The organism is Haloarcula sp. CBA1129 (genome assembly GCF_008729015.1).
In the GTDB taxonomy this organism is placed as follows: Archaea; Halobacteriota; Halobacteria; order Halobacteriales; family Haloarculaceae; genus Haloarcula.
The window spans coordinates 3,198,568-3,208,524 of the sequence record NZ_RKSM01000001.1 but is presented as its reverse complement, the minus strand read 5'-3'; the positions used below and the strand labels follow the sequence as shown (position 1 = coordinate 3,208,524).

Below are 9,957 nucleotides of genomic sequence, written 5' to 3'. Positions count from 1 at the left end.
CTTCGGACGCCTCATCGAACCGCTACCGGGAAAGCTACCGCTGACAGAGCGGAGACATGATGTAAACGGGTGTTGTTTATAAAGAACTGGCAACGCGTTTGTAATCACTGAACGCGCGGAGCGCGTATGGACTCGCCGGGCAGGTTTTCTACGGTGCTGTCGTGTGGTTTTGGGTGTTTTCTGAACATCGGTAGCTTACTCCTGTGGTAGGTGGTCGGTTCGTACGTCCATCTTCTCGCGCTCGGTCCGGGCGTCGTAGTGCTGATACAGCACATCCAGAGAGACATCCATGCGCTCGCTCACCGTCTCCGGAGGAGTGTCCTGTATCAGGTGGTGAGTGATAGCGCCCCGACGGACTGCATGGGGCGACCGCGACGACGGGCACGCTGCCGGGTTCGAGGTCCGGCTGCGGGCTTCACACGTCTCCGGTGTCCGGTCGTGCGGACAACTCGCGTAGCTGCACGGGTGTAGCGCCCGCATCACCCACTTGTAGATGGTCTGCGGCGACGGTCGGCCACCGTCTTCTGTAGTGAACAGCGGCTTCCGGCCGAACTCGTCGGTTCCCTGCACACGGTCGGGGTTGTCCAGATAATCGTCGAGAATCTGGAACCACTTCGGGCCTAGATAGACCCACCGCTCGCCGGCTTCCCCGTTCTTGAGCTTCGTACCCTCCTCGATGCGATGCTCTACCCGCACCGCGTGGTCCTCAGGTAGGAGATCGTCCACATCGAGCGAGTGGACCGCACCGCGCCGCATCCCAGTACGCCATATGAGAGCAATTAGGGCGTGATCCCGACTCGCGTAGCGGTGGCGGCCGTAGTAATCGAGCGCCGCCTTTGCCCGCTCAGGATTGAGATGCACGTCCTTGCTCTCCGCGCCGTCCGGTAGCTCAGGCGCATGGACCTTCTCGCCCAACCCTTCCTCCACAGCGTCGATATCGGCCCACCAGCGTAGGGCCTGCCGGATGGTCGAGAGTTGCTTCTGTAGCGTGATGGGAGCGATGTCCCCACGGCGCCACGCCACGAAGTCCGCGATGTCGCGGCCTGAAAGCGTGTTCAGGTCCTCGATGTCGCGCTCGTCGCACCAGTCCAGGAAGTACCGGAGTCGGGTCTTCGCGTTGTTCAGCGTCGACTCCCGAACTGACGGTTCACGGTGGGTCAGGAACCGCTCAACACCAGCCTCCGGTGACAGCGGTTCGAGGTCGTCGGTCATCCGGCTACCTCCTTCAGTTTCCCGCAGACGTTGCACACGACGAGAGCGCCGTGGGCCTGCTCGTGGCGCTGCCGGAGCTCGTCTTCGTCGAGATCGGCGGCCAGCCGATTCTCGCTCACGAAGTGGCCGGCGTTGGCCTTCGACACCTGCGAGTGCATCCGTTCCCAGTGCTGGGTATCGCGGGCCTCAGCCACCTCGGGGATACAGTCACATTCTACACGCCACTGTCTCGCGCCGCTCTGACTCACGCTTGAACCTCCCCCAGTTCGCTCTGGTCGTCAGCCAGTCGGGGACCGTCCTCGGGTTGAATCTCCCGATAATCCCCGGCCCACTCGCCCAGTTTCTCGCGGACAGCATCGACCCGCTCAGTCAGCGTCTCGATGTCCGGCGCAGTGACCTTGCACTTCTGGGTATCGTCGCCGCGCTTCAGCTTGACCGTGTAGGTGAACGCGTCGTCAGTCATCGCCCAACACAGCCTTAGCGGCCTCAACGTCTCCGGCCATGGCCTGCGCACGCTGTCGCCAGTCGGCGTCAGAGACACGCTTGTCCTGAAAGCCGTTGGCGTCAGGTTCACCGTATACTTCGGTTTCCAAGTACTCCACCGCTCGAACTCGATGGGGCGGAATCTTTGCCTGTCCACCGTCCCAGTACTTGAGCCAGAGCCAGCCGGTGTCTTGGACCTTCGCGGTGGCGACGTACACCTGCCCCTGCTCGGTCACATCGACGACGGCCGGCCGCTCGTTCTGTCGGAGGTTTGCAGGGTCCGGGTCCCGCATCACTCCTCACCTCCGTTCTCAGCGCTCTCTACTTCCGCCAGCAGAATCGGGCTGTCGTCTGCATCGGGGTTTACGATGAGAGTGCCGCCAGTCGCTTCCTCTGCGTCTTCGACGTGGCCGTACAGCGACGTGGTTGGTTCGTCTGTGCGCTCTCCCTCAGGGAACGCTTCGCGGTTCCACTCAACGGCGACCGTCCCGCTCGGGAGCAAGGCACCAGCGGCCACGCGCTCGCTGTCACGGATGACAGCAACCGGCCGCGCTCGAAAGTCGGTGTATCCGCCGCTTCCGTCGGCCAGCACGCGCTCGCCGTCGATCTCCGGCTCTGTCACCGGGCCACCGATTTCGGCAGCGGCGTCAGCGTCGGGCCACCGCTCGGAGATGTCCCGGCTCATGGGCCGTCCTCCGTCGCGTCGTCACTCTCTTGACCGTCCGACTCGTCACCGTTCTTGGGGGCTCGTGAGCTACTGGACATGGCTTAGGCGGCCCCCTCTTTCCGTGGGTTCTCACTGTTTTCGTCAACACACAGGATAGTTTCGTCGCACTCGAATGGAGTTCCTGAATGCTCGTTTAGAACTTGGCGCACGTACTGAGAGTACGTCATATCGTGTTTTTCTGCCTGTTCAGCGATTCTCTCGTCCATCTCAGTTGGCATCGAGATAGACACCGAAAGGCTTCGTCGTACCATTGCGTTAGTTATCAATTAACGCCGCGTTCATATAGATTACGGAGGTTAGTATAAGAGCGCACACATCCAATTGGAGATTTCCAGTGCTATAATCACGGCTGGTGTTGATAATTAACCAAGATGCGATATTCCGGTGGCTGGATGGTCTTGGCAGACGACAGAATTCTAGAGTTCATCCGAAACGAAGGCTCTGGTAGGCCGAAAGTAATGGCGGACAGCGGATATGTTCGCTACTCACGGGGGTATATTTCCAAGCGTTGTAGGAAACTGGTTGAACACGGCTTGTTGAACGACTTGGGGAATGGCGTCTACACCATCACCGAACGCGGTGAGCGGTACTTAGACGGCGAGATAGACACGTCAGAAGACGCACCAGATGAAATCGAGTCGCAGACGGACAGCGCCCCTCCCGCTGGTGAGAACCACGAACAGGTGTAACTGATGAACCAGAGAAAGTCGGCATTCTGGATGAATCAGGTGGATGAGCGTATCATGACGTGGGTTCGAGAGAACGGGTTTGCATCTCCGGGAATCCTCTCACGAGAACGCGGCTTCGAGGTCTCTTCCGGCTATATTCGGGACCGATGCAAGTGGCTTCAGTACGCCGGTCTGCTTGCACCCGTCAGCGGAGACCTGTACGATTTGACGAGTGAGGGAATACTGTATCTGAAAGGCGAACTCGATGCAAGACACTGCCCACAGCCAACACCGAGCAGGGTCTTCGAGGACCGGTATGCTACGCCACCGGACTGGGTGGAGGCAGGCGCGAAACTAACGCTAAAATTATAACGGCTATTGGAAAGTCATTCTGGGAGTGATGCTGTTAGTGATATATCGTAGGTAGCAGCGTTGTCCTGTCCATCCGTCGGTGGCCGGGCTTCACCAAAATTCGTATTGTCAACAATGACAGTGTATTCTCCCTCCGGTGCAGTTATAGAGTTGTCATCCCCAGCAGTGTCAAGCATTGAAAGGTCTTCGTTGTACCGCATACGGTTTCCTCTCTCAAATTGCTCGAATTCCTCAGGCGATGTAAATATAACATCGAGTGGGGGGCCGCTTCGGACTGTCACGCGCAAATCAAGTGTCGCTTCCTGATTCAGTGTGAAACTGTAATGTCGGTACTGATCTTCGGTAACGGTATCGTTGTCGTCGATTATTGTTTCGGGTGTCTCAGCAGAACCAGACTGATTATCGGACACACAACCAGCCGTCAGTAGCAATGGAATACCAGCTAATACGGTGCGTCGACTGACCTGATGCATTCTATAAGTAACTGGCAATTAAAATGTAAAAAGGTGGTTGCTTTTAGAAACAATCGGTGCATCTTTTTCGGCGCTACAGCCACTCGACCTTTTCGCGCTCTCGTAGCTGCGCCTCAGGTGTGTGCGTCCCGCGGTAGTGGTCGAGGAACGTTTGTAGATCGTCCCAGCCGCCCCAGTCACAGACTACCATCGCGTCAACGTCGGCCGACCGGAGCGACGTGGCCCACGTCCGGCGGAGGTCGTGCATCCCAACGAACTGCCAGCCATCGTCTCCTGTCGACTCGAGTAAGTCGCTCGTCGCGCGGTCCATCCAACGGCGAAGGGTGCGCGTCGTAGCGTCCACGAGAGGCACGTCTGCCGCCTCCTCTCGCACGTCGCCCACAGTGCGGATGGTGGTGGCGAGGTTCGGTGGCATCGGTGTCTCGCGGTACTCGCCGGTCTTTGCGGACTCCCACACCCGGAGCATGGTACCCGCGTCAGTGTCTACTACGTGGTCCGGCGCTATATCTAGCACCTCCGCCGACCGCAGGCCACACCGCACAGCCAGCGAGACCGCTACGCGCTTCTCGGTGTCGTCAAACTGCGCGAGTAACTGCTGCACCTCTTGTTCAGATAGCCATGCCTTCATGCCGTCCTGATTCTCGTAGTTCTCTAAGTTCATCTTGCGTCCGTGAATTCTGCTTCACGGTCAAAATCCTAGAATCTTGGGGTCGTTTGGGGGTGTTTGAAGGAGAAATCGGGGTGTATCGGTCCGGGTCTGACCGCAGAACCGGACACCTATCGCGGCGAGTCGTCAGCCGGGCCGGACCGCTCAGACGACACGCACGACCACCTCCGCTGCGTCGACCACTGCGGCCCGCCCGCCGGCCTTCCACGCCGCATCTATCGGCGTGTGCCATCCCAGCGCGTGCTGTAGCGAGTCGTCCAACGCGACGAGCGCCAGCAGCACGACCGCGACGGCGTGCCTCCGGGGCCACTCGCGCCACCCCGGACGGAACGGAGCCAGTAGCACGACCGCGTTGGCCGCCAGCGTCAGGCTTGCACCGATGACCGGATACCGCGGCCACACCATCCCGAAGCTCACCAGCCCGCCCAGAACGCCGCACAGCGCCATCCACGGCTCGCGTCGTGGATCGTTGTCCCAGACGATGAGGATAGGTACCAGCGCCGCCAGCGTGGCAGTCACGTAGTGGTGCGGGAGCGCCGCCGAGCCGTCCGGTACTGCGTGGTACGGGAAGCTCACGACTGTATCATGTAGACCGCCACTAGTGCCAGCGCCGCCGCCCCTGCCAGCAGCGTCGTGTTGCCCCCGAGTCCTGCTGTGGCCGGGGCCGGCGTCATCGGCGTCTGGGCCGGTGTCGAGTCGGTCGTCGGGGCCGGCGTCGTCGGCGTCTGGGTCGGCGTCGAGCCGCCGGAACTGCTGCCCGAGCCTCCCGGCGGCGTGTAGCTTGACCCAGCCCCGCCACCCATCGGCAGGTCGCCGGGGCCGACCGGCTGGCCGTCGACGTACAGCGTGGCGTGGGACGGGATAGATGCGGAGACCACCGTGCCGGTGTAGCTGTAGGTATCCGCGCCAGCGCCTACCCCGCCGGTTATCACCCCGCTGTCGCTTACGTCGTCTCCGCCGCCTGTGTCACTGCCCTCCTGAGCGTCCCCGTCGACGGTAATCCTGTAGTCGGTATTCGGTGCGCCGTCGCTGCCTTCGATGTGGATAGTCCCCATGTTAGTTCCCTCCGTCGCTGTCGGTCTGCGTGTCTGTCTGCTGGCCCGTTGCCTCCTGCATCGCTGCCTGCTCGTCGGTCCCCGGCGGTGCCTTGTACGGCAGTTTCGAGGCGACTGCCCGCCCGAAGCCCTCCACGCGCTCCATGCCGTACCGAGTCGGCACGGCCATGCCGCCGAGGAACCACAGCAGTCCGTAAGCGAGTGTCTGTACCTCTGGAATCGGTAGCTGTGTGATTGCTGATTGCATTGTTAGATGCTGTGAGAGTGCCCGCCCGCCGTGAGTTGGTTGACTCCAACGACCGTGGTGTTGCTGTTGGACAGACCTGCCCCCGCTAGTGGCTTCTGAGAGACAGATACCCACACAGCCGAATTACCGGGTATAGACTCTGTAACAACCGTCCCGTCATGGTAGTAGAGGTCAATATCTTGGCTTTGGCTGTAATCGTTGTCCAGCTTAATCTCCGAGTAGACCCCATTTAGCGGCGTCCAGAGGTTTGAACCCATGTCCGCCCCATTCCACGGCTCCAGTATGGGGAGGCGGAGGCCATCGGTCCGGCCGCTCGTTTTGCTTGCACTGTTAGTCCCGCTTGGCTTGGAGTGATGCACAGTCGCATCGCTCGCGTGATTGCTGAGAGCGTCGGCAGCGCCGGTCTGGTCGTCCGTGACGTTGTGCGGGTTCGTCGTGTCCCCGGCGTGAGAGTTCAACTCGTTCTGTGTCGCCGTGTCAAACCCAAGATCGCCCATACCGACGGGGTATCCCGAGAGGTTCGATAGCGAGATGGCCGACTCGTCTACCGCGAGATCGTCGTTGCCGTCCAGTGTGAGAGCGTTCCCGTAGGCCACTGCAAGCGCCTGTCCCGACCGAGTGAGTGGGGCCGAGACCGTTACCGGGTCGTGGTGGTCGGCATCTGACACCGCGCTGATGTTGTCGTGCGAAATGGCCGACTCGTCTACCGCGAGATCGTCGTTGCCATCCAGTGTGAGCGCGTTCCCGAACGCCAGCGCCAACGCCTGCCCCGACCGAGTGAGCGGCGTCGAAACCGTTACCGGGTCGTGGTGGTCGGCAGGGGCTACGTTCGTCAGTTGGTCGTGGCTGATGTAGCCGGTAGCCTGCCACTCGCTGCCGTCGTAGACCTTCGCTTCGCCCTGTCCGTCGGGGCCGCCGTCCGTGTCGAACCAGAGTTCAGCGTTTTCCGGGTCGGCCGGTTCGGCGGCTTGGATGTAGTCGAAGCCACTGCCGGAGCTTGCGGAGAGTCCCGCCATCAGGCACCTCCCTCGAAGACGATGCCCACGCCGTCGCCGGCCGTGTTGGTCTTGATGTACAGGTCGGCAGTCGTCGCTCCCTCCCACTCGAAGACGTGCCCCGAGTCGGTCAGCGGTACGAACTGCTCAGAGTCGTCCCCGAGAAACACGTCCCCAGCGTTGCCGGGCAGGTAGACGACGAGCGCGGTCACACCGTCGGGAATCGGCAGGTCCGGCAGTTGCTCGGCCGCCGTCCCATCGGTGGTGTGCGTCTCGATGGTCGCGCCGGCCGGGTTCCCGACCGCCTCCTGAATCGCCTGCTGCCGGTTCTCGTTGGCCGGCGTCCGGTCGTTGCCGTCGGAGTCCTGCACCTTGTTGATGCGCTCGACTGCCGCGTTTGTGTCAAGCGTCACTGTCCGGTCACCTCCCAGCCGATGGGCTGGATTGAGTAGGTCCGCGTCGTCGTGTCTGACAGGTTGCGGACGATGATGCGGAGCTTACTGCTGAATCGTCGGGCTGGCAGCCACGTCGCGGTCAGGTCGTCAATGTCCGTCGGCGGGATCGGGGCCGGCCCATATATTTTCTCGTCGTCTCGCCACACCTCGTAACTGCTGTTGGGGTGCTTGCTGACGGCCAGCGTCGGAAGCACGAACTCCGTCACCTGCTGGGTCGGCTCGAAGGTCACGACCAGCTGCGTGCCGGGGTCGAGCGACCGTGAGATGGGGTCGTTGTACGGCACGTCCGAGGGGGAGGGTTCGGGCACGATCACGCCGCACCCCCCTCCTGCTCGATGCGCCGCCGTTGCTCCTCGATCTCCTGCTCGCTCATCTCCTCGGTCTCGGCTTTGACGTTAGTTCTCATCGGTCTCCTTGCCGCGTAGATACTTGTTGACCAGCGTTGCGATGCCTTTCCGGTGGTCCGTCCCCGACAGTTGCCGGTCGTGTCTCAGGACCGCCTTGTGCGTCCAGCGGGCTTCGATTCCGAGCGCCGCCAGACCGGACGCGCCGAGTATCGCAGCCATCTGGTAGATGATTGGGTCGGGCAGCATCACGCGCTCCCTCCCGCTGTGGCGGCCACCTGTGCGTAGGGGGCCAGCATCCACATCACCACCAGCAGGCCGACGATTCCGGCGGCCTCCTTCGGGCCGACCATGCCGTAGCCGAGCAGACCGCTCCCGGCGGTCGGGTCGGACTGTCGACGAAAGACCGGCTCATCGTTGGACGTGTCGAGTACTGACGAGAAGTCGATAGAGGGACCGGCAAGGTCGTGCTGGTCCTGTTGGTCGCCCCACTCGCCGTCATAATCAAACGCGTAGTCGTACAGGTCCCGAGCGGGGCCGGTCAGCACCGCGTCTTGGTTGTACTCCTCGCCTTCCTCGGGCGGCGTGGCGTACGCTCCGTACACGAAGTCTGCCGTCTCAGATGCCGTGGGGCCTACTCCGGTAGCTGATTGGACCGGGGAGAGCGCCCAGTCGTAGTACGTCCCGGTCGCGTCGGCCGCTAAGTCGGCCGCGGTCCCATCATCGGGTTCGAGATCGTCGGGCAACCACTCGGTCACTGCTGGCCCTCCATCTTGATGTATCCGAACCCAAGCAGGCCGATGCCGAGGAATACCGCGATAGCGGTTCTCAGGCCGCCACCCGAGCCGCCGAGAGATGCCGTCGGCATGCTTCCGGTCGAGGTCGTCGTTCCGGTCACGGTCTCCCAAAGAGAACCGCCGGCCTGCTGTATCTCCTCGGCGGTCGCCGCGACGGCCACCGGCTCGCCGTCAGCTCCGAGCGCCGCGTTCACCTCGCTATCCGGCGCGTGGCCGTCAATCTCTCCGACAGCGATGCTCTCCGCGAAGTCGTCGGCGGCTGCCTCGTTGGAGCCGAGGGAGTTGTCGCCGCCGATGCCATCGCCTTCGATGAGATCGAGGTCGGTGTTGCTGTTGTCGTTCTCCGTGCCGTCGCCGTCGTAGCTGTCACTGCCTGCCAGCCACTCTTGACGGGCCTGCTCGTCGTCGGGGAACCGCTGAAACGCCTCAGTGAACGTTCGGCTTGCTGTCGTCATCTCAAGCACTCCCCTCGATGGACAGGTACAGCAGCGCGGCGAACATCAGGACGTTCAGCGCCGAGAGTGCCATCATCACGTCGTCGGTCGTCCATCCCGACTGCTCGACCTGAGCGGTCAGCGGCCCGTTCGTCTCGCTGTTGCTGCCGGCCACCGCGTCGGCGTCGGTCTCGGTCGCCGTGAACGTCACCGAGTCCTCGAAATCGCCGGATTCTGTTGCCGATGCTCCTTCTTCCCAGACAGGCGTGTAATCTGCCGAAAACATTGGTCTGAGTGGTCTCCTACTGCCGTCCCATGTCCGCCGAGACGGCCGACGTGAGACCGTTGATCTCACTCTGGCCGACCATGGCGGGGACGTGCAGGAGCGCGTTCGTCGGCTCGGTTCCGTCGCCGTCGTTGTCCGTCCATCGCACGGTGTACGGCGCATCGAGGTACACGTCGACCGTCATATCCGTGCCGACCCAGTTGTGTAGCGGCGTCTGGGTCAGCCGCAGATACTCGGGCTGCTCGATCTGCGGGGCGTTGTGGACGAGTCCGAGGTTGCCCGTGTACACCCGCTGAGACCCGGTATCGGCGTTGCTCGCTGCCTTTCGGATTTCGAGGGAAGCCGCGGCATCACTGATGTAGTAGACGTGAACCGTGCTTTCGGTCCCCGTGTCTGTCACGTCGATGGTGTCGGCGTCGTAGTCCACCGAATCGGGCGTCCCGTAGTACTCGCCGTCGAGCCAGACAACGACGGCCTGCGTCACCGGCGAGTCAGTGACCGAGTGGCCGAGGTTGAACGTCTCCGTGTCGTCGGCCGTCGCGTTGGTCGCGAACGACTCGTAGGCCGGGATGGCGAGCTTGAGCGGGTTGCTCCGCCCCTCGCGGAGCATATGGGCCGTGGTGGCCCGGTAGCGGCCGATTCTGGACCGCTGCCCCTGCGAGTTGACCGCCGTTTCCATCTCGTCCGGCGTGATGTGGCCGGGCTGTCGGCTCGCGTTGTCGAGGCGTTCCATCAGGCTCAT

General features: G+C 62.2%; 21 protein-coding genes. 2 read left to right on the top strand and 19 right to left on the bottom strand.

What is annotated here, in order from left to right; genetic code table 11:
- Positions 1-195: 195 nt before the first annotated feature.
- The 6 genes from Har1129_RS16285 to Har1129_RS16260 form a co-directional block, all read right to left on the bottom strand.
- Positions 196-1,212 (bottom strand): site-specific integrase, encoded by a 1,017-nt coding sequence (locus Har1129_RS16285; RefSeq protein WP_151101782.1) that lies wholly within the window; start codon positions 1,210-1,212, stop codon positions 196-198.
- Positions 1,209-1,460, bottom strand: a complete 252-nt coding sequence (locus Har1129_RS16280; protein WP_151101781.1) for a hypothetical protein — start codon at positions 1,458-1,460, stop codon at positions 1,209-1,211. Before Har1129_RS16280 ends, Har1129_RS16285 begins: the two co-directional genes overlap by 4 nt.
- Complete coding sequence (locus tag Har1129_RS16275) at positions 1,457-1,675, bottom strand: hypothetical protein (protein WP_151101780.1); 219 nt, start codon at positions 1,673-1,675, stop codon at positions 1,457-1,459. Before Har1129_RS16275 ends, Har1129_RS16280 begins: the two co-directional genes overlap by 4 nt.
- Positions 1,668-1,988, bottom strand: coding sequence for a hypothetical protein (locus tag Har1129_RS16270; RefSeq protein ID WP_151101779.1), 321 nt, complete (start codon positions 1,986-1,988; stop codon positions 1,668-1,670). Before Har1129_RS16270 ends, Har1129_RS16275 begins: the two co-directional genes overlap by 8 nt.
- Complete coding sequence (locus Har1129_RS16265; RefSeq protein ID WP_151101778.1) at positions 1,988-2,380, bottom strand: hypothetical protein; 393 nt, start codon at positions 2,378-2,380, stop codon at positions 1,988-1,990. Before Har1129_RS16265 ends, Har1129_RS16270 begins: the two co-directional genes overlap by 1 nt.
- Positions 2,381-2,463: 83 nt before the next feature.
- Positions 2,464-2,628 carry a CopG family transcriptional regulator gene (locus Har1129_RS16260; RefSeq protein ID WP_151101777.1) on the bottom strand — a complete coding sequence of 55 codons (165 nt, stop codon included), beginning with the start codon at positions 2,626-2,628 and terminating at the stop codon, positions 2,464-2,466.
- Positions 2,629-2,793: 165 nt separating this feature from the next.
- On the opposite strand from Har1129_RS16260, the gene Har1129_RS16255 reads away from it, so the two are divergent.
- On the top strand, positions 2,794-3,111 hold the full coding sequence (locus Har1129_RS16255; RefSeq protein WP_151101776.1) for a MarR family transcriptional regulator: 318 nt from the start codon (positions 2,794-2,796) through the stop codon (positions 3,109-3,111).
- A 3-nt stretch (positions 3,112-3,114) separates the two neighbouring features.
- Positions 3,115-3,462: a hypothetical protein gene (locus Har1129_RS16250; protein ID WP_225307835.1), complete on the top strand. Its 348-nt coding sequence runs from the start codon at positions 3,115-3,117 to the stop codon at positions 3,460-3,462.
- A 14-nt stretch (positions 3,463-3,476) separates the two neighbouring features.
- Here Har1129_RS16250 and Har1129_RS16245 read toward each other — a convergent pair whose 3' ends face one another.
- From Har1129_RS16245 to Har1129_RS16185, 13 genes are all read right to left on the bottom strand, one after another.
- Complete coding sequence (locus Har1129_RS16245) at positions 3,477-3,872, bottom strand: hypothetical protein (RefSeq protein WP_151101775.1); 396 nt, start codon at positions 3,870-3,872, stop codon at positions 3,477-3,479.
- A gap of 136 nt (positions 3,873-4,008) precedes the next feature.
- Positions 4,009-4,596, bottom strand: coding sequence for a site-specific integrase (locus Har1129_RS16240; RefSeq protein ID WP_151101774.1), 588 nt, complete (start codon positions 4,594-4,596; stop codon positions 4,009-4,011).
- Between the two features lie 150 nt (positions 4,597-4,746).
- Positions 4,747-5,178, bottom strand: a complete 432-nt coding sequence (locus Har1129_RS16235) for a hypothetical protein (RefSeq protein ID WP_151101773.1) — start codon at positions 5,176-5,178, stop codon at positions 4,747-4,749.
- Entirely contained in the window at positions 5,175-5,657 is a 483-nt protein-coding gene (locus Har1129_RS16230) for a hypothetical protein (RefSeq protein WP_151101772.1), read from the bottom strand. Before Har1129_RS16230 ends, Har1129_RS16235 begins: the two co-directional genes overlap by 4 nt.
- 1 nt (position 5,658) lies before the next feature.
- On the bottom strand, positions 5,659-5,904 hold the full coding sequence (locus Har1129_RS16225) for a hypothetical protein (protein WP_151101771.1): 246 nt from the start codon (positions 5,902-5,904) through the stop codon (positions 5,659-5,661).
- 2 nt (positions 5,905-5,906) lie between these two features.
- Complete coding sequence (locus tag Har1129_RS16220; protein ID WP_151101770.1) at positions 5,907-6,920, bottom strand: hypothetical protein; 1,014 nt, start codon at positions 6,918-6,920, stop codon at positions 5,907-5,909.
- Positions 6,920-7,312 carry a hypothetical protein gene (locus Har1129_RS16215; protein WP_151101768.1) on the bottom strand — a complete coding sequence of 131 codons (393 nt, stop codon included), beginning with the start codon at positions 7,310-7,312 and terminating at the stop codon, positions 6,920-6,922. Before Har1129_RS16215 ends, Har1129_RS16220 begins: the two co-directional genes overlap by 1 nt.
- Positions 7,309-7,668 carry a hypothetical protein gene (locus tag Har1129_RS16210; RefSeq protein WP_151101766.1) on the bottom strand — a complete coding sequence of 120 codons (360 nt, stop codon included), beginning with the start codon at positions 7,666-7,668 and terminating at the stop codon, positions 7,309-7,311. Before Har1129_RS16210 ends, Har1129_RS16215 begins: the two co-directional genes overlap by 4 nt.
- 81 nt (positions 7,669-7,749) lie before the next feature.
- The gene (locus Har1129_RS16205; protein ID WP_151101764.1) at positions 7,750-7,947 is read right to left on the bottom strand and encodes a hypothetical protein; all 198 of its coding nucleotides are present in this window, start codon (positions 7,945-7,947) and stop codon (positions 7,750-7,752) included.
- Positions 7,947-8,456: a hypothetical protein gene (locus Har1129_RS16200; protein WP_151101762.1), complete on the bottom strand. Its 510-nt coding sequence runs from the start codon at positions 8,454-8,456 to the stop codon at positions 7,947-7,949. Before Har1129_RS16200 ends, Har1129_RS16205 begins: the two co-directional genes overlap by 1 nt.
- Entirely contained in the window at positions 8,453-8,950 is a 498-nt protein-coding gene (locus Har1129_RS16195) for a hypothetical protein (RefSeq protein ID WP_151101761.1), read from the bottom strand. The genes Har1129_RS16200 and Har1129_RS16195 overlap by 4 nt, the downstream gene beginning before the upstream one ends.
- Before the next feature lies 1 nt (position 8,951).
- Positions 8,952-9,215, bottom strand: a complete 264-nt coding sequence (locus Har1129_RS16190) for a hypothetical protein (protein WP_225307834.1) — start codon at positions 9,213-9,215, stop codon at positions 8,952-8,954.
- Between the two features lie 16 nt (positions 9,216-9,231).
- Positions 9,232-9,957, bottom strand: a complete 726-nt coding sequence (locus Har1129_RS16185) for a hypothetical protein (protein ID WP_151101759.1) — start codon at positions 9,955-9,957, stop codon at positions 9,232-9,234.

Coding starts and splice junctions, on each gene's coding strand:
- Har1129_RS16285 (WP_151101782.1), bottom strand. CDS start 1,212: ATGACCGACGACCTCGAACCGCTGTCACCGGAGGCTGGTGTTGAGCGG.
- Har1129_RS16275 (WP_151101780.1), bottom strand. CDS start 1,675: ATGACTGACGACGCGTTCACCTACACGGTCAAGCTGAAGCGCGGCGAC.
- Har1129_RS16270 (WP_151101779.1), bottom strand. CDS start 1,988: ATGCGGGACCCGGACCCTGCAAACCTCCGACAGAACGAGCGGCCGGCC.
- Har1129_RS16265 (WP_151101778.1), bottom strand. CDS start 2,380: ATGAGCCGGGACATCTCCGAGCGGTGGCCCGACGCTGACGCCGCTGCC.
- Har1129_RS16260 (WP_151101777.1), bottom strand. CDS start 2,628: ATGGACGAGAGAATCGCTGAACAGGCAGAAAAACACGATATGACGTAC.
- Har1129_RS16255 (WP_151101776.1), top strand. CDS start 2,794: ATGCGATATTCCGGTGGCTGGATGGTCTTGGCAGACGACAGAATTCTA.
- Har1129_RS16250 (WP_225307835.1), top strand. CDS start 3,115: ATGAACCAGAGAAAGTCGGCATTCTGGATGAATCAGGTGGATGAGCGT.
- Har1129_RS16240 (WP_151101774.1), bottom strand. CDS start 4,596: ATGAACTTAGAGAACTACGAGAATCAGGACGGCATGAAGGCATGGCTA.
- Har1129_RS16230 (WP_151101772.1), bottom strand. CDS start 5,657: ATGGGGACTATCCACATCGAAGGCAGCGACGGCGCACCGAATACCGAC.
- Har1129_RS16225 (WP_151101771.1), bottom strand. CDS start 5,904: ATGCAATCAGCAATCACACAGCTACCGATTCCAGAGGTACAGACACTC.
- Har1129_RS16220 (WP_151101770.1), bottom strand. CDS start 6,920: ATGGCGGGACTCTCCGCAAGCTCCGGCAGTGGCTTCGACTACATCCAA.
- Har1129_RS16205 (WP_151101764.1), bottom strand. CDS start 7,947: ATGCTGCCCGACCCAATCATCTACCAGATGGCTGCGATACTCGGCGCG.
- Har1129_RS16195 (WP_151101761.1), bottom strand. CDS start 8,950: ATGACGACAGCAAGCCGAACGTTCACTGAGGCGTTTCAGCGGTTCCCC.
- Har1129_RS16190 (WP_225307834.1), bottom strand. CDS start 9,215: ATGTTTTCGGCAGATTACACGCCTGTCTGGGAAGAAGGAGCATCGGCA.
- Har1129_RS16185 (WP_151101759.1), bottom strand. CDS start 9,957: ATGAGCCTGATGGAACGCCTCGACAACGCGAGCCGACAGCCCGGCCAC.